Source organism: Acidisphaera sp. S103 (assembly GCF_009765975.1).
GTDB lineage: Bacteria > Pseudomonadota > Alphaproteobacteria > Acetobacterales > Acetobacteraceae > Rhodopila.
Genome location: NZ_LMUJ01000099.1, coordinates 36,710 through 54,001 on the forward strand (window position 1 = coordinate 36,710; position 17,292 = coordinate 54,001).

16 protein-coding genes and 2 riboswitches are annotated in these 17,292 nt (G+C 66.1%); of the genes, 8 read left to right on the top strand and 8 right to left on the bottom strand.

The features are described 5' to 3' along the window. Positions 1–27 precede the first annotated feature (27 nt). Positions 28–501 carry a thioesterase family protein gene (locus GSQ89_RS32145; RefSeq protein ID WP_158932195.1) on the top strand — a complete coding sequence of 158 codons (474 nt, stop codon included), beginning with the start codon at positions 28–30 and terminating at the stop codon, positions 499–501. A gap of 22 nt (positions 502–523) precedes the next feature. Beyond that, a complete protein-coding gene (locus GSQ89_RS32150; RefSeq protein WP_216856521.1) occupies positions 524–1,879 on the top strand; it encodes a cytochrome P450 in 1,356 nt (451 codons plus the stop codon). Here GSQ89_RS32150 and GSQ89_RS32155 read toward each other — a convergent pair. Then, on the bottom strand, positions 1,874–3,004 hold the full coding sequence (locus GSQ89_RS32155; protein ID WP_158932197.1) for a 2OG-Fe(II) oxygenase: 1,131 nt from the start codon (positions 3,002–3,004) through the stop codon (positions 1,874–1,876). The genes GSQ89_RS32150 and GSQ89_RS32155 overlap by 6 nt on opposite strands. A 352-nt stretch (positions 3,005–3,356) precedes the next feature. After that, positions 3,357–4,256 carry a LysR substrate-binding domain-containing protein gene (locus GSQ89_RS32160; protein WP_158932198.1) on the bottom strand — a complete coding sequence of 300 codons (900 nt, stop codon included), beginning with the start codon at positions 4,254–4,256 and terminating at the stop codon, positions 3,357–3,359. 100 nt (positions 4,257–4,356) lie between these two features. Between GSQ89_RS32160 and GSQ89_RS32165 the strand changes: the two genes are divergently transcribed. Then, positions 4,357–4,680, top strand: coding sequence for a DUF1127 domain-containing protein (locus GSQ89_RS32165; RefSeq protein ID WP_158932199.1), 324 nt, complete (start codon positions 4,357–4,359; stop codon positions 4,678–4,680). Between the two features lie 3 nt (positions 4,681–4,683). On the opposite strand, the gene GSQ89_RS32170 is transcribed toward GSQ89_RS32165, so the two are convergent. Then, positions 4,684–5,295, bottom strand: a complete 612-nt coding sequence (locus GSQ89_RS32170; RefSeq protein WP_158932200.1) for a hypothetical protein — start codon at positions 5,293–5,295, stop codon at positions 4,684–4,686. 557 nt (positions 5,296–5,852) lie between these two features. Here GSQ89_RS32170 and GSQ89_RS32175 point away from each other — a divergent pair. After that, a complete protein-coding gene (locus GSQ89_RS32175; protein WP_158932201.1) occupies positions 5,853–7,649 on the top strand; it encodes a cation:proton antiporter in 1,797 nt (598 codons plus the stop codon). A 44-nt stretch (positions 7,650–7,693) separates the two neighbouring features. Here the strand turns inward: GSQ89_RS32175 and GSQ89_RS32180 are convergent, their stop codons facing one another. The 3 genes from GSQ89_RS32180 to GSQ89_RS32190 all read right to left on the bottom strand — a co-directional run bounded on the left by GSQ89_RS32180 (position 7,694) and on the right by GSQ89_RS32190 (position 10,689). Continuing rightward, a complete protein-coding gene (locus GSQ89_RS32180; protein WP_158932202.1) occupies positions 7,694–8,512 on the bottom strand; it encodes a universal stress protein in 819 nt (272 codons plus the stop codon). Positions 8,513–8,525: 13 nt separating this feature from the next. Next, positions 8,526–9,350, bottom strand: coding sequence for a universal stress protein (locus tag GSQ89_RS32185; RefSeq protein ID WP_158932203.1), 825 nt, complete (start codon positions 9,348–9,350; stop codon positions 8,526–8,528). A gap of 148 nt (positions 9,351–9,498) precedes the next feature. Beyond that, positions 9,499–10,689 carry a cation:proton antiporter gene (locus tag GSQ89_RS32190; RefSeq protein WP_158932204.1) on the bottom strand — a complete coding sequence of 397 codons (1,191 nt, stop codon included), beginning with the start codon at positions 10,687–10,689 and terminating at the stop codon, positions 9,499–9,501. A gap of 80 nt (positions 10,690–10,769) precedes the next feature. Next, positions 10,770–10,834, bottom strand: a riboswitch (Fluoride riboswitch). Positions 10,835–10,962: 128 nt separating this feature from the next. Beyond that, positions 10,963–11,059: riboswitch (TPP riboswitch) on the top strand. Here GSQ89_RS32190 and GSQ89_RS32195 point away from each other — a divergent pair. Beyond that, a complete protein-coding gene (locus tag GSQ89_RS32195; RefSeq protein WP_158932205.1) occupies positions 11,048–12,172 on the top strand; it encodes an FAD-binding oxidoreductase in 1,125 nt (374 codons plus the stop codon). Its footprint overlaps the riboswitch before it by 12 nt. Positions 12,173–12,301: 129 nt before the next feature. On the opposite strand, the gene hisG is transcribed toward GSQ89_RS32195, so the two are convergent. Both hisG and GSQ89_RS32205 read right to left on the bottom strand, forming a co-directional pair. Continuing rightward, the gene (gene hisG, locus GSQ89_RS32200; protein WP_158932206.1) at positions 12,302–13,006 is read right to left on the bottom strand and encodes an ATP phosphoribosyltransferase; all 705 of its coding nucleotides are present in this window, start codon (positions 13,004–13,006) and stop codon (positions 12,302–12,304) included. Between the two features lie 34 nt (positions 13,007–13,040). Next, entirely contained in the window at positions 13,041–13,508 is a 468-nt protein-coding gene (locus GSQ89_RS32205) for a hypothetical protein (protein WP_158932207.1), read from the bottom strand. 244 nt (positions 13,509–13,752) lie between these two features. Between GSQ89_RS32205 and GSQ89_RS32210 the strand changes: the two genes are divergently transcribed. From GSQ89_RS32210 to GSQ89_RS39910, 3 genes are read left to right on the top strand one after another with little or no spacing between them, the layout of a single operon-like run. Next, positions 13,753–14,820, top strand: a complete 1,068-nt coding sequence (locus tag GSQ89_RS32210) for an NAD-dependent epimerase/dehydratase family protein (RefSeq protein ID WP_158932208.1) — start codon at positions 13,753–13,755, stop codon at positions 14,818–14,820. Positions 14,821–14,824: 4 nt separating this feature from the next. Then, positions 14,825–15,895, top strand: a complete 1,071-nt coding sequence (locus GSQ89_RS32215; protein WP_158932209.1) for an NAD-dependent epimerase/dehydratase family protein — start codon at positions 14,825–14,827, stop codon at positions 15,893–15,895. A gap of 6 nt (positions 15,896–15,901) precedes the next feature. Next, on the top strand, positions 15,902–17,131 hold the full coding sequence (locus tag GSQ89_RS39910) for a glycosyltransferase family 1 protein (RefSeq protein WP_158932210.1): 1,230 nt from the start codon (positions 15,902–15,904) through the stop codon (positions 17,129–17,131). Positions 17,132–17,292: the final 161 nt, after the last annotated feature.

The following is a 17,292-nucleotide window of genomic DNA, read 5'->3' on the forward strand; positions in this document are numbered from 1 at the left end:
GCCTTCCCCAACAAGGTGCTCGGTATCATGAGCAAACCTGTCATCGAATATGAATCCGTCGTCCGGCCGGAGTGGATCGACTCCAACGGACACCTGAATCTTGCCTATTACGTCGTGGTATTCGACCTCGCCACCGACGCGCTTTACGCCGCGCTGGGTATTGGCGACGCGTATCGCGAAATGTCGGGCAATTCCTGTTTCACCGCCGAAACGCACACGTTGTATGAGCGGGAAGTCCGCCTCGGCGACAAACTGCTGGTGAAAGGCTGGCTGCTGGGGGCCGACACCAAGCGCCTCCATTACTTCCACGAGATGTTCCACGTCGATAGCGGCGAACGATCGGCGGTGCAGGAACTGATGGCGCTGCACATCGACATGCGCGTCCGCCGGGTCGCACCCTATCCAGCCGAGAGATATGCGGCCCTGCAACAGGCGGTGCGGGAGTACGCGCCGGCGACACTTCCGAAAGGCGCCGGACGCAGGATCGCCTTGCCCGCCTAGAAATGGCATTCTCTCCCGCGTCATGCCCCTGACTCCACCGGTTCCGGCCGCCCCCGAAGCGCCCCTTGCGTTGCGGGCCTTCCTGCGCGCCATCCGCACCAACGCGCTGACCATCTGGCCCCAGGCCGCCTACCACCAGGATGCCACGGTTCGGCATTTCCTCGGCCGCACCAACGTTTTGCTGAACACCCCCGACGCCATTCATCATGTGCTTGTGGCCAATCCGGGGAATTATCGCCGGTCGCCCGCCTCGATCCGGATCCTGCGGCCGATCACCGGCCAAGGGTTGCTCCTCAGTGAGGGCGACGACTGGAAACTACAGCGCCGAACCGTGGCACCCGCCCTGGCGCCGCGGGTGATGCCGATGCTGGCGCGTCACATCGTATCCGCGACCAACGAAACCCTGGCGCGATTGACCGCCCAATCCGGTCAGCCGCTCGACCTGCTGGCGACCATGCAGACCCTGGCGCTGGATATCGCCGGCCGCTCGATGTTCTCGCTGGAGATGGACCGGTACGGCCCTGCCATGCGCCGAATGCTGACGGAATTCGGCGAGAAATACGCCCAGCCGCGCCTGCTCGACATGCTGCTGCCGCCATCGATCCCAACGCCCAGCGACATCGGCCGAGCTCGGTTTCGCCGCCGCTGGATGGGATTGATGGAAACGATACTATCTACCCGCCTGGCGACGCCGGAGCCCGAAACGCCGCGCGATCTGTTCGATCTGCTGCGGGCCGCGCGCGATCCTGAAACCGGGGCTGGCTTTTCCCCCGGGCAGCTTCGCGACCAGGTCGCCACGCTGATCCTCGCCGGACATGAAACAACCGCGGTGACCCTGTTCTGGGCGCTGATTATGCTGGCCGAGGCGCCGGAGGAACAGGATTGGCTCGCCGAGGAAGCCATAAACGCAACGATCGAACCCGAAACCGCCTACGCCACCACGGCCACCTTGATCCGCACCCGAGCGGTGGTGAATGAGACGCTGCGGCTGTTCCCGGCCGCCTTCCTGATCGTGCGGGAGGCGATCGGCGCGGACCGGATCGGCGATCTTGTGCTGCCGCCGCGGGCGCTGGTGATGATCGCCCCCTGGGTGCTGCACCGTCATCACGCCCTCTGGCACGATCCCGCGCTGTTCCGCCCGGCTCGGTTCATGCCAGACCAGCCGGCGCCGCCGCGCTTCGCCTTCATGCCGTTCGGCGCTGGCCCCCGGATCTGCGTCGGCGCCCAGTTCGCGATGACCGAGGCCACGTTGGTCCTCGCCGCGCTGATCGGCCGGTTCCGCATGACGCGTGTCGATGCACGGCAGGTGCTGCCGATCGGCATCGTCACCACGCAACCGGACCATCCGGCCCATGTCCGCCTGACGCCGCGCCTATAGCGTCCCGGCATCACCGGCCAGGCGCCGGGCCTCCGCGGCATCGCTGTGGAAGAACGTCAGCAGCACGTAACGAAGCCCGGCGGTGACCGGCGCCGCTTCGTGCAGGATGCCGGCCGAGAAGATCAACCCGCCGCCGGTGGGCGGGCTGTAGCGATGGTCGTTGTACTCCGGAAACAGCAGATGACCGCCCTCGTATCCCTCGGTGTTCAGGTTCACCGAGATCGCGAACTCCCGGAACGCAACATTATCCGCCGTGTTGTCCCGGTGGCGGCGGAACCAGCCGCCTGAATCGTCATAGCGGGACACCAGTATCCGGTCGATATGCGTAACATTGACCTGGAACGCCTTGGCGATTTCCGGTGCGCATCGACTGAGCAGCAGATGTTCCAAGGTCCGGTGCAGGTCGTCCTCGGGTGCGATCCGCATATCCCGCCGGCGCTTCTTGGCATGATCGACCACGTTGCGGGCCGTCCCGTCGGCGTCGATCCGGGACACCGTGCCGTCGATGGTCACGCTGCTCTCGAACAGATCGATCAGGTCCTGGCAAAACGGCCGCGGCAGCAGGTTGGGCAACACGATGACAGGGGCGGGCAGGGGGGCATCGCGCGGTTCCTCCCGCGGCAAAGCATCGAGGCAATCCAGGCAGGCTGTCACGGCATCCGCATGCACGTCCGACCGCATCGCGATCCGCACGTTCCGGTCCAGCACCAGCAGCGCGGATTGCCGGGCATCGACGCCGCATCGGCGCAGGAAATCGCCGCAATCGATGGTTCGAATGGGCAGCGGATCGTCCGGCCAAAGCCATGCCGGATTGTCATCAACCATCAGCAGAACATCGGCGCCCCGAACGGCAAACGCATCCAGGCACCGGGCGATGCCGCCGATCGCGGCGGACAGGCCGGGCAGCGCCTCGGCGCCGGTCAGGATCAGCACGGCCGGACGGCCAAATTGTTCCTCGATCGAGTAGAACGCCCGGCCGGCGGTCATCCCACAACACGCCGGCACTCGATCGCCCGGCGATGTTCGGCCCACCACCGCGTCGTCCATCGCCGAAGCCGCCTGTTCAACCGGCCGCCTCCCCCAACCGGGGACCGACCGCTCGATGACATTGCCCGCGACGCTCATCCCGCCATGACTCTTTTGCTTGAGAGCGCCTAGGGCCCGACGCAACGTCCGACGATCGCTCTCCCGGACCATGCGCAAGAAGGGTAAACAAAGTCCTAAAATCGGGTAACAAATGGTGACAGGTGCTCAGGGCCGACGAGAAATAACCGAATCGTCTGGAGCATGATCGCGCTGGGCGGAACGTCCAGAGCGCGTGAATCATCCGATCAAGCAAAACGCTAGAGCGCCGGCCTCTCGACGTCATGGTGGGCGCAGGCCCACCATCCACGCCTTCCAGTGCTGATCTCGGAAAAGGCACAGATGATATCAAGTAGACGTCCTTTCCCGGGAGCGATTATTTCGCGTCGGGCACTTACGCCGCATCCCGAGCGGTGAAATCCAGCCGGAAACGTTCCTCGATATGTTCCGCCAGCGCATCCGTCACCGGCTGGGCGGCGTTGCGCCCCTTCAGCATGACGATGCCGAATTCCGGCAGCTTCGGCAGGCCTTCCTCGGGCCGCATCGCCCGCACGCCCTCCGGCAGCACGGTCAGTGCGGAAACGGTGACCGCCAGCCCGGCCAGCACCGGCGCGTGAGTCCCCACCTGCGTGCCGGACAAATAGGCGATCCGGTAGCGGATGCCGGCATCGTTCAAGGCATCCTGCGCCGACGCCCGCCAGCCGCATTCCTCATGCGCCATGGCCAGCGGCAACGGGCTCTGCCGGTGCGGCGCATAGCGGGTGGAGGTGATCCAGCTCAACGGCCCCCGCCACAACGAAACCGACGGCCAGTTGCGCGGCTGGTTGCCGTCCGACACCAGGGTCAGGTCGAGTTCGCCCGCCGTCAGCTTCGCCACCAGGTCGGTGGAGGAGGAGCACAGCACGTCGACCTGTACCGCGGGATGGGTTTCGGCGAAGCGCCGCAGCACGCCGGGAATATGCGACAGCGCGTAGTCGTCCGGGGTGCCCAGCCGGACGACGCCGGAAATGGCCGGCGCCCGGAACGTCGCCACCACTTCGTCGTTCAGCGCCAGGATCAGCCGAACCCGGCCCAGCAGATAGCGGCCATGCGGCGTCAGCATGATACCGCCGCCTTTGCCGCGGCTTAGAACTGACTGCCCAAGGATGTCCTCCAGCCGCTTGATCTGCATCGAAACGGCCGACTGGGTCCGGCCAAGCTGTTCGGCCGCCTGCGTGAAGCTATGACCCTCGGCGATAAGCTGGAACGCGCGCAGCAGTTCGGGGTCGATGTTGGGGGCGGTCAACATGCTCATCAATATATTTTATCAGAATCATAAGAGCAATTTGTTTTACTGATTCCAAGGTTTGGCTGACAAACAAGCCGCAAGCTTTATCCGTTCAGGAAGCCATCCGATGTCCGACTTCATGGTGACCCATTCGCGGCCTGCCCGGGCGACCGCCAGCCAGCCGGATGCGCGTCATCTGTTCCCGTTGCTGCGCCTGGCCCTTCGCACCTGCCTGACCCGCCGGGCCCTGCCGCAGCTCACCGCCCGCGAACGCGCCGACATCGGCATTTCCGCATCGGCCGCCGTGGCCGAAGCCGCCCGCCTGCCGTGGGACATCAACCCCGGCCCGCGCCGTCCCAGCCCGGGCGTCATCGGCACGATCCAACGCGCGCTGCATCGCGCCCGCACCCGGCTACTGACGGCTCGCCTCGCCGCACAAGACCCGAAATAGCGGCTACTTCGGCGTCGGCACCGTCTCGATACGCCCGTCGGAGTGGATGATCGTGCTCGTTCCGTTGCCGTTCGGCACGATGATCGAGCTGCCGCCGCCGGGCGTTGTCGTGGTCTGATAGCCCGGCCCGCCGCCGTTGGTCACCGCCGGACCACCCGGGGTCTGGTAAATCTGCCCGGCCGGCTGGCGTCCCGGTCCGGGTGCATGCGGCGCGGCATAGCTGGATAGCGGCGGCGCGGATTGCAGCGGAACCGGCGGCTGGTTCGCGCCTGGCGGCGTCGAGCTGCCGGTCGAGGGCTGCGGCGAAGGATAGGGCGGCGCAGTGCCGCGGCTCAGCGGCGACCCGGGCACCGGCTGCTCAGGCTCCGTCACCTGCCCTTGCTGCTCCAGATCCTGCAACGTTGGCGCTGGCGGCAACGGGCCGGGCCAGATGTCGCCCGGCTCCGGTAGCAACGGGGGTGCAACGATGGCAGCGCCCAGCGCCCGTTGCGCGTTTTCACTATCAACGACCGGAGCGTTTGGGTTGGATCCAGTGGTGAAAGGTGCATTCCACCACGTCTTGTAGGCGCAGCCGCCGAAAGCCAGCGGTAGTAAGAGCAGGGCGATACGCCGCATACGGGAAGGCTCCCCCGAGGGGTTGAAGACATGCCGGACTGATGGTGCGGCTCGCCCCGGCTGGCGCGCCGCGCGGGAATGTGCCCGCAGATTGGATAGCGCTCAAGCAGAGATGCGTGAATTAGTCCGCGATGCCCGCAAATCCAGGCCGCCACTGTCGCAGGATCGTTCGGGGTAAGCAATGCGTGCCCCGTTGTCCGCGGCCATGTCCGCTGGCGGTCGCCGCTGCATCATACCAATCCGCGTCGAGTTCGGCTCTCGGTTCGTCACGGCCCGGCGTTGAGTTCGGCTCTCGGTTCGTCATGGCCCGGCGTTAAGTCCGGGCCATCTGATCCAGCACCTTACCCCGACAAACGGCCGACACTGACACCGCTCACGACGAACCTGACGAGTCAGTGTCAACGCGGACCAAAATCACATCCGGCCAGATTCTCGGCCCGGACATAGACCGCCCGCATCGGGCACCCGAGGCTCTTGCCGCCCGCACCAGCAAGCTTCAAGGCCCTTGAGTGTCAAAGCACACCCATCGCGCGGCCCGATCCTGCTAGCCTGTCCATATGGAAGCACATACGGTCGACATATCGCTTTATAAGGCAGCCCTGGTCGTCCTCGGCGCCGCCGGCGTCGTCATTCCGCTGTTCCACCGGCTGCGAGTCAGTTCGGTGCTCGGCTTCATGCTGGTCGGCATCGTCGTCGGACCGTTCGGCATCGCCTCGCTCGCGCCGCGTCTGCCCTGGCTTTCGGCGATCACCATCGGCGACCCGGACTCGATCCGGCCGATCGCCGACCTCGGCGTCGTGCTGCTGCTGTTCATGATCGGCCTGGAATTGTCGTTCGAGCGTCTGTGGCTGATGCGCCGCCTGGTCTTCGGCCTCGGCTGCCTTCAGGTCGTGTTGTGTGCCTCAGCCCTCGCCGCCGCCGCCCTGGCGCTGGGATTTGCCCTTAACAGTGCCGTGGTGATCGGCCTCGCACTGGCGATGTCCTCCACCGCCGTGGCGATCCAGGTCCTGGCGGAGGAAAAGCGGCTCAACACCGCCACCGGCCGCACCGCTTTCGCCGTCCTGCTGTTCCAGGACCTCGCCGTCGTCCCGGTGCTGTTCGCCGTCGGCGCGCTCGGTTCCGCCAGCCATGCGGCCAGCCCCACGGATATCGGTCTCGCCATCGGCCAGGCGGTGCTGGCGGTCGCCGCCATCGTCGCCCTCGGCCGCCTGGTGCTGCGCCCGCTGTTCCGCAGCGTGGCGCGCACCCACAGTGCCGAGCTGTTCGTAGCCGCCTGCCTGCTGGTGGTGATCGCCACAGGATTGGCGACCGCCGCCGCGGGCCTGTCCATGGCGCTGGGTGCTCTGATCGGCGGAATGCTGCTGGCCGTGACCGAATACCGCCGCCAGGTCGAGGTCACCATCGAACCGTTCAAGGGCCTGTTCGTCGGCGTGTTCCTGATCTCCATCGGCATGAGCCTGGATATCCGCACGATGGCCGCTCACCCCCTGCTGGTCTTCGGCGGCGCCGGCGCCATGGTGCTGCTCAAACTGCTGATCGTCGCCCCGCTGGTGCGCATGTTCGGCCTGCCCTGGGCAACCGGCCTGCAAACCGGCCTCCTGCTCGGACCCGGCGGCGAGTTCGGCTTCGTCATCGTGGCGGTGGCCATCGGCTCCCATCTGCTGGCACCGGACACCGCCAGCGAGGTGTTGTTCGTAACGGCGCTGACAATGGCAACGATCCCGCTGCTGTCCGCCGTCGGCAACCGGCTCGCACCGCGCCTGACCCCGACGAACGCCATCGACCCGGCATTGCTGATCCCGGAAACGACCGATGCGCTGCCCCGGGTCATCGTCGCCGGCTTCGGCCGCGTCGGCCAGACCGTGGCGGCGATGCTGGAGGCGCACCGGGTGCCGTACGTCGCGGTCGATAGCGACCCGCGCCGCGTCGCGGCCCAGCGGAAACAGGGCAAACCAGTCTATTTCGGCGACATGACGCAGATCGCGCTGCTGCGGCGGGTGCATGTGGACACCGCCCGCGCTTTGGTGGTGACGCTGGACGACACGGGCGCGGCCGACGCGCTGGTAGCCGGCGCCCGGTCCGAACGAGCCGATCTGCTGATCGTCGCCCGAGCCCGCGACGCCGCCCATGCCGCCCATCTCTATCGTGCCGGCGCTTCCGACGCGGTGCCCGAGACCATCGAGGCCAGCCTGCAACTGTCCGAGGCCGTGCTGGTCGACGTCGGCGTGGCGATGGGCCCGGTGATCGCCTCGATCCACGAAAAACGCGCCGAAATGCAGGCCGCGATCAAGGCCATGGCCCCGGATGCGACCGTCCGGACCTTGGGGCGCCGGCGTCTGCGCGACCGGTTGTGAATCAGCACCGAAGGGGGACCGCTGAGGCAGTACCGCCCCCATAGTCAGTGCCGCATCAAAATGGGCAGATCGGCGTGGGTCAGCATATAGCGGGTCACACCACCCAGGATGAGTTCGCGGAGCGGGCTGTGCGCGTAAGCCCCCATCACCAGCAGGTCGGCACCCAGCGCATGCGCTTTATCCAGCAGCATCTGGCCGAACGGCCCGGCGCCGATGGGAAGCACATGCAGGTCGGCGCGGACACCGTGTTCGACCAGGATCCTGGGCATTACCGGGCGTTCGACGCGGTCGGCCATCCCGGTGACCACATGCACCTGCTCCGCCCTCGTCAGGCAGCGCAGGGCGGGTATCACGGCTCGGGCGGTCTGCTTGTCATCCCGCCAGGCGATCACGACACAGCGGCCGAACGCCGTCGCGGCGTTTGCCGGAACCGTCAGGATCGGCCGTCCTGTCCCGAACAGCGCCGTTCGGAACGTCTGCCGCACCAGGTGATCATCCTCGGCAGGCGCACTCGCAATGACCATATCGGCACGGCTGCCCCTTTCACCCACCACGGCCGCCGCGCTGCCCTCCGCCTCGACCCAACGGGTGATCGCCGCGCGCTCGCCGGCCTCGCCGACCCATCGATCGTAAGCCGTTTTCAGCGCGGTGATCCGTTCGCCCTCGCGTGCCCGTCCGGCGAGGACCGAAGCCGCTTCGTCGATCAGAACCTCGGCGGACAGCGGCGGGATCGGGTTGGGCTCGCGAACCCCGAGAACATTGATCCGGGCACAGTCCACCAGATCGCTCATCCGCAATGCCGCGTTCAGCAGGGCGGGCGCCCGGTCCGGACGCACCAGCACGACCAGCAACACATCCGCCATAGCGGCCCCTCCATCAATGGCGCATCAGCACAGGGAGGTCGGCGTGAGTCAGCATGTGGCGGGTCACGCCGCCTAGCAACAGGCTCCGGATCGGGTGACGGGCGAACGCTCCGACGACCAGCATGTCGGAGCCCAGCGCGTGGGCCTTGGTGAGCAACACCTCGCCGAACACCCTGTCGCCGGTCACCGGCAGCACATGCAGATCGGCTTTGATGCCGTGCTCCTCAAGGATCTCAGGCAGTCGCGGCTGCGGCGCGCCATTCCGCACCCCCGCCAGGACGTCGATGTGTTCCGCGCCTTGAAGGCAGCGCAAGGCGGCCAGCATGGCTTTCAACGTGCGGCTGTCCTGCCGCCAGGCAATGGCCACGCGCTTGCCGAATGATGTCGGCGGACGGTCTGGCGGCACCATCAGGATCGGCCGATCGGTCTCGAACAGTGCCGCGTGGATCGCCTGCCTCTCAGTTTCCGACGTGTGCTGCCATGGGCGTTTCAGCACGATAAAATCGGCCCGGCGTCCCCATTCGCTGACGACCTTGTCGGCGCGGTCCTCCACATCGTGCCATGTGGTGACGACCGTCTGCGGTGTCACCGTAACAGCCCAGGCATCGAAGATGCCCTTCAGGCGATCGGCCCGCTGCCGCTCTTCCGTTCGGATGCGGCGTTCAGCCTTCTCACTCAGGATTTCCTCTGTTCGTATCACCGTCTCGATGGGGGGAAGGCGGATCGCGAGCCCATTGATCCGAACGGCGCCAGTGAGTTGCGCGAGACATCCAGCAGCGGCCAACACGCGGGAGGCCACGTCTGGAAGTTCCACCACGGCGAGGATCACGTTCGGCATGATCGTTGCAGCCTACAGTCGCTCTGCGGAGGCCGGAGATTAGTCCTGTCTTCGTCGCAGAGCCAGAAGCGTGTGTCTGTGCAACAGCCGTTCTCATGTTTGTGAGCCGCAACGTGCTCAGATCGTGCACCGAGACCCACCCACATCGTCATCCGCCGCGCGCCGCAATCGGCGTGGAAGCTTCTTCTCCGGCGACCGTCACCGCCACGGTCTCCTCGATCGGCTTGTATTGGGGCTGGAACCAGCGTTGCGCGATCAGTGTCGGGACCACCGCACTGCCGATAATCGCGGTGACAAGGATCGTATACTGGCGCTGATCGATGATATGGTTCGTCAGCCCGAACAGCGCCGAGATACTTCCAAACGTCAGGCCCGTGGACATCAGCAACGTGGTGTACATCCCATCTCGTGGTTCGAAGCGGAAAATCCGGGTCAACGGCAAGATCCCCGCGAATTTCGTCATCATCTTGATTGCGAGATAGATCAGGATGAGGCCCGCTGAGGCTATGACCGCGTGCGCCTCGACCAGCGAGCCCGCCTTCAGGAAGTAGAACGGTGTCAAAATGGTGAAGGCCACGATCCGCATGCGGTTCGGCAATTCGCGGTCCTTCAGGAAGGTTGGCGCAAGGACCATACCGACAAGATACGCGGGCAGTACCGCTTCGCTTCCCGCGACACTGGCCAGACCGCCAAGGAAGAGCAGAACCAAAGTCACGAACTTCGTCTGCGGCTCGCTGACCCGGTCCCCAAGTGCTTCGAGCAGGCGCGGTGCGAACCTGCTGAGCAGCCAAAGCACGACTGCCGTCGCCACGGTAAACAGGCCCAGCCAGACATCGAAGCGGGCAAACACAAAGCCCAAGGCCAGCACGGTTCCAAGATCATTCACGAAGCAGGCGGCAAGGATGATCTTCCCGAGTTCCGTCCGGTTGAAGCCGGTCTCGACCATGACCGCGTAGACGACCGCGACCGAGGTGGTGGACAGTGAAATTCCGGCTATCTGTGCCTGTGGCCAGGGCCAGCCAATCCCGTAACGGGCAAACAGCAACACGCCGACGTAAGGTGCCAGGAAACCGACGACACCAATACTCATGCTTGACCAGAAATGTTTGCGCACGACCTGCGGATCGATCTCGGCGCCGGCCAGGAATGTCAGCAGGATCGCGCCGAAACCGGCGAGAAAGTTGACCCAGGGCGCAAGCGGCAGGCCGATGATGTTCCCCGCGATGGCGCCCACGACGATCTCGGTCAGTGCGACCGAGATGGCGACCCAAACCGATAGGACAGACGCAATCAGTGCGAGGCCGATCCAAAGGGCGGACGCGAGCCAGATGTTGTCCATGATGTCCTCCATGTCGTGCCACGCCGGAGCGTGGAGGTTCGATGACACGCGATGGAGGTGTGCAGGACCCCACCGCATCGTGTGCGGTAGGGGTCATCAGCCCTCGGTAAGGGCGGTTTCGGGGAACCCCATCCCCTTGGCAGACCTCGTTAGCGTAGAGATCACGGCCGCGCATTTCAATGTTTACGTTTATCCGGCGGCAATGTTGCCGGGTTCGGGGTGACGGTAGGTCTGTGTCACGGACTTGACATCCCCGCGTTCCCGCCGAATGTGACACCCACACCGGGGTGCCCTCGCAGTGAGGGCTGAGATCACACCCGTGAACCTGCTCTGGGTCATGCCAGCGAAGGGAGTTGTCATGCGCATCGTCATTATCGGGGCCGGCGTGCTGGGGGCCAGCGCGGCGTTCCACCTGACCCGGGCAGGGGCTGCCGTCACGGTCGTGGACGCGCATCTGGATGGGCGGGCGACCGCGGCCGGTGCCGGCATCATCTGTCCCTGGGTATCCGGCGTGGAGGACCCCGTATTCTACCGCCTGTATGCCGGTGGTGGCGAATACTACCCCGACCTGATCGCGGCACTGGCGGAAGCCGGAGAGACCGACCTGGGCTACCGCCGAACCGGGGCAATGCTGGTCTCCGGCGACCCGCACGAACTGGCCTGGATGGAGCGTTCGGCCCGCCAACGCCATGCGCCGGCGATGGACCAGGTCTCGCGCCTGTCCCCGGCCGAGGCGCAGGCCCTGTTCCCGCCGCTGCGGCCGAACCTGGGTGGCGTCCACGTCGCCGGCGGCGCCCGGGTCGACGGGCGCCGCCTGGCGGCAGCACTGCTGCGGGCCGCCCGAACCCCCGTTATGCAAGGCCTCGCGACGCTCGCTGTCGAAGCCAACCGCATCGTCGGCGTGGACATAGGGGACGAACGCATCCCCGCCGATCGGGTGATCGTCACCGCCGGCGCCTGGGCCGATCCTGTGCTGCGGCCGCTGGGTCTCGGCCTGCCGGTGCAGCCGCAACGCGGCCAGATCATGCATCTGCGGCTGGAAGGCGTGGAGACGCAGGACTGGCCGGTCATCCTGCCGCCGGGCAGCCACTACATCGTGCCGTTCGACAACGGCCGGATTGTCGCCGGAGCCACGCGGGAAACCGCCGCCGGCTTCGACTACCGGGTCACCGCCGCCGGGCAGGCGGAGGTGCTGTCCGAGGCACTCCGGATCGCACCCGGCCTGGCTGAGGCAACGATGATCGAAACCCGGGTAGGCTTCCGTCCCGTTGGCGCCGAGACAAGGCCCTTACTGGGATGGGTGCGGGGCGTGGCGGGCCTTGCGGTTGGCAACGGCCTGGGCGCGGCCGGCCTGACGATCGGCCCCTTTGCCGGCCGGCTGCTGGCGGATTTGGTGACCGGCCAGCCCGGATTGATCGATCTGGCCCCGTTCGACCCGATGCGGCGCATGCGATCGCCGGTCGAGGCGGTGGCGTTGCGGTAGAGGGCCGATCCCGACGCTTGGTTCCCAAGCGTCGGGTGAATCGGCCCACCCAATCAATGCTAGTGGCCTGCTGACCCCGGAAATCCGTCGCATTTCGCGACGGAACCGCCGAAACCCATCAACGCGAACCTACCCCTCCAAAGCCGCCCGAAACCGAGCGATCCACGCCCCCACCGCCTCGGGCTGGGTCTTCAACGCCGTCCGGTTCACGATCAGCCGGCTGGTGACGTCGGCGATCACTTCCGTCTCCACCAGCCCGTTCGCCTTCAGCGTCGACCCCGTCTGCACCAGGTCGACGATCACCCGGCACAGCCCCAGCCCCGGCGCCAACTCCATCGCCCCGTTCAGATGCACCACCTCGGCATGGATGCCCCGGCTGGCATAATGCCGCCGAGCGATATTGGGGTATTTCGAGGCCACCCGCACCTGCGACCACCGGGACGGGTCGTCGGTCCCCGCCGTCTCCGCGGGCTCCGCCACCGACACCCGGCACTTGCCGATCCCCAGGTCCAAAGGCGCGTAAACCTCGGGGTAGTCGAACTCCATCAGCACGTCGGCGCCGCAGATTCCGATATGCGCGGCCCCGAACGCGACGAACGTGGCGACATCGAACGGCCGCACCCGCACCACATCCAGCAACGGATTATCCGTCGGAAACCGCAGGCGGCGGCTGTCCTCATCGGCATAATCCGGGGCAGGGACCACACCGGCGCGGGCCAGCAGGGCCCCGCATTCCGACAGGATGCGCCCCTTGGGCAGCGCCAGAATCAAAGGGGTCGTCACGTCCAACCTTGGGAAGGCCCCAAGGGACGCCGGTGAAAACGGGGCGGTCATGCAGGCTCCGGCTTACGGTGGCGGGCCGTTTACATCACGAGGACGGCGACCGGAAGCCTGCCCCCGGTAACACTGCGTTGCGCCGTCGTCGAACCGGGTCATTGTCCAGCTCACGCCGCCAGACCTCGTGCGGCGATTCACCCGCCCCCAGCGGGCGAGACACAAAACGCGACAGCGCATCCCCCGCCAGCACGCGTTTGCCGCCAAACGCCACCGGTTCGCCGTCAGACGCCATTGGTTCGGGTTCTACCAACACAGATTCGGCCGGCTCCTCGTCCGGCCCAACGTCCGGTTCGGCACCACCCTCCGCGCCCGGTATCGCCGGTTCGGTCTTGGTCAGCGCCAGCATGGCAAGCTGCATCTTGGCCAGCGCCACCGCATTGTTCCGCAGCCGCAGCGCCATCGTATCGCTTCGATCCGCCCCCGCCGCTCGGTCGCAATTGTCCATGATGGCCCCGTGAAAGGCCATGATCTGTCGGGAAAAAGCATCTTGCAGGGACATAAGCGCGTCCGGCGTGGTTTCGAGGGATAAAGGAATTTATAGGAAAATAGTCAAGGTCGCCTCCCACGAATAATCCACCGATCCCCAGAAACGATCGCTCCATCTCCGCGTCCTCGGTGGTCCTCATTCTGCCTCTGTGTTAAAAAGCGGTGCGTGGGCGCGACACGTCCTCGACGGTTAACCGCCAACAGCCGTTTGGCCCAAAACCGGACCACACCCGGGGCAGCAGGAGGGACGAAAAACGGTGTCCATAGCGATTGTAACGGGTTCAGGCGGCCTCGTCGGGTCGGAAACGACCAGATTGTTTCTCGAAAGGGGCCTGGACGTCGTCGGCATCGACAACGACATGCGCGGCACCTTCTTCGGCCCCGAGGCCAGCACAAGCTGGCAGGTCGACCTCCTCGCCACCCAACCAGGCTACACCCACCAGAACGCCGACATCCGCGACGCCCAGGCCATCACCAATATCTTCGCCCGCTACGGTCGAGACATCGAAGCCGTCATCCACTGCGCGGCACAACCCTCACACGACTGGGCGGTCAAGGACCCCGTCGCCGACTTCACCATCAACGCCAACGGCACCCAGACCCTGCTGGAGGCCACCCGCCAACACGCCCCCGACGCCGCCTTCATCTTCGTCAGCACCAACAAAGTCTACGGCGACCGCCCCAACCACCTGCCCCTGATCGAGCAGGAAACGCGCTACGAACTAGCCCCCGACCACCAATGGGCCGAACGCGGCTTCCCCGAGGACATGCCCATCGACGCCTGCCTGCACAGCCTGTTCGGAGCCTCCAAGGTGGCCGCCGACGTGCTGGTGCAGGAATACGGCCGTTACTTCGGCATGCGCACCGCCTGTTTCCGCGGCGGCTGCCTGACCGGCCCCGGCCACTCCGGCGCCCAACTGCACGGTTTCCTCGCCTACCTGATGCGCTGCGCCGTCACCGGCCGCCCCTACACGGTGTTCGGCTACAAGGGCAAACAGGTGCGCGACAACATCCATGTCCGCGATGTCGCCAACGCATTCTGGCACGTCTTCCAGCGCCCCACCCCAGGCGCCGTCTACAATCTAGGCGGCGGCCGCCATTCCAACTGCTCGATGCTCGAAGCCATCGCCATGGCGGAATCCCTAACCGGCCGCCCCATGAACACCAGCTACGCCGAGGACAACCGCATCGGCGACCACATCTGGTGGATCAGCGACGTCAGCAAATTCCAAGCCGCCTATCCGGAGTGGCACTACCAATACGACATCAAGACCCTGATGGAGGACATCCACGAAGGCGTCACCGCCCGCATGGAAACCACCTGACCCGATGGCGGACTACCGCAAAATCCTGGTCACCGGTGGCGCCGGCTTCGTCGGCTCCAACCTGGCGCTGAACTGGAAGCGCCACACCCCGAACACCGAAATCATCGCGCTCGACAACCTGAAACGCCGAGGCAGCGAACTCGCTTTGCCACGTCTGCGCGCCGGCGGCGTCACCTTCCACCACGGCGACGTCCGGTCACCCGAGGACCTGGACGCAATCGGCCCCGTCGACCTGATGATCGAGTGCTCCGCCGAACCCAGCGTCCACGCCGGCTACGGCCAAAGCCCCGCCTACTTGGTGAACACCAACCTGACCGGCCTGATCAACTGCCTGGACCACCTGCGCCGCACCGGCGGCGACCTGGTCTTCCTGTCCAGCAGCCGCGTCTACCCCATCGCCGCCCTACGCGCCCTGAAGCTGCACCAACAGCAAGATCGCCTCACACTCACCGAGGACGGCCAAGGCTGGTCAGCCGCCGGCATCGCCGAAACCTTCCCGCTCACCGGCGCCCGCTCGCTCTACGGCGCCACCAAGCTCGCCGCCGAACTGCTGATCGAAGAATACCGCGCGATGTACGGCCTCAAAGCGGTCATCAACCGCTGCGGCGTGCTCGCCGGCCCCTGGCAGATGGGCAAGGTCGACCAGGGTTTCGTCGTCCTCTGGATGGCGAGGCACCTGTTCGGCGGGCCACTGTCCTACAGCGGCTTCGGCGGCCAAGGCATCCAGGTCCGAGACATCCTGCATGTCGACGACCTGTTCGACCTGCTGCGCCTCCAGACCACCAACTGGCCCGCCATGGACGGCGCCACCTTCAACGTCGGCGGCGGCCAAGCCGTCAGCGTCTCCCTGCGAGAACTCACCCGCCACTGCGCCGCCCTGACCGGCCGCGCCCTCGACATCGGCCAGGACCCCGAGACCCGCCCCGCCGACATCCCCTGGTATGTCAGCGACAGCCGAACCATCACCCAGGCCACCGGCTGGCGGCCAACCCGGGACGTCGCCACCATCCTGACCGACATCCACCGCTGGCTGGTAGCCGAACGCACCCAACTCGAACCCATCCTGAGGGCCTGACCCGGCATGCGAGTCATCTACGCCGACCCCGGATTGCGCGACAATCTCGGCCACCACGCCAGTTCCTGCCGCTCCATCCTGCGCGAGCTGGAAAAACGCGGCATCACCGTCATCGTCCTCGGCCTGTCCACCATCATCCCTGAACTGAAGGAAGAACTGCACGCGTTGCCGTTCTTCAGGGCCTACACCTATTGGCAGACCGACGGCGACCCGATCGCCGGCTGGCTCAACTGTTTCGAAACCTCGGTGCGCGCCACGGTCGAGGACCTGCAGCGCCTGCAAGGCATCACCGCGGACGACATCGTCTACCTCAACTCTGCCCAGCCGACCCAGTTCATGGCGCTGGTCAAATGGTCCGCCACCCTGCCGGCCGAGAAACGACCGCACATCGTCATGGAATTCGGCACCGATCCGGCGGTCGACGTCCAGTTCGGCGTCGGCGACAACGCCGGCAAATTCAGCCTGCGGCTGCGCGACTACCGCAACGACCCACGCGCGATGTTCTACCGGCACGCCGCCTGCCACCTGACCGAACCCGATCTGGCCCGCTTCCACATGGTCACCTTCGACGCGGCCGCCTCGGCGATCTATGCCCTGCTGCTGGCCAAGCCGGTCGGCGTCCTGCCGCTGCCGCAATTCGCCAAGGCCACCGTCACCCCCCGCCTCGGCCGCCGCCCCATCACCGTCTCGGTGCTCGGCCACCAACGCCAGGACAAGGGCTATCACCTGATGCCGGAGATCGCCCGCCTGCTGCTGGCGCTGGAGCCCGACATCAAGCTGCTGGTCCACAACGGCGCGCCCGACTTCATGCCGCGCGTCCAGAAGGAGATGCGGTCCCACGCCGCCGTCGAATACCGTCTGACCCTGAACGAGGAAACCGCCGGTCCCGACCTGTGGGAAGACCTGCTGCGGCAATCCGACCTGATCCTCTGCCCCTACGAACCCGCGCGGTTCATTGCCTCCTATTCCGCCGTGGCGACCGAGGCCCTGGCCAACGCCATCCCCTTGGTCGTGCCCGGAAAGACGACCCTATCCCGCCTGCTGGACCAATACGGCGGCCCCGGCACCGCCTTCGAGGCCTACAACGCCACCAGCATCGTTGCCGCCACCCGCCAGGCGCTGGCCGATTTCGACACCATCGCCGCCCGAGCCGAAACCGCCGCCAGCCAATGGAACGCGACAATGGGCGTCGAAAACATGGTCACCGCCCTACTGGCCCTTGGCAAACCGGCCTGAAATCCCTCACCTCGCTCTCAACATCCGGCCGCGTCCCCTGCCTGTTCCAGGCACCCCCCTCTTCCCGTCATGGCCGGGCGTGTCCCACGGCTGTCTGGCACGATTTTTGAGTCCTGAACGCAATATTTCGCTGTACAAGCCGCACGGTATTGATTCTACTC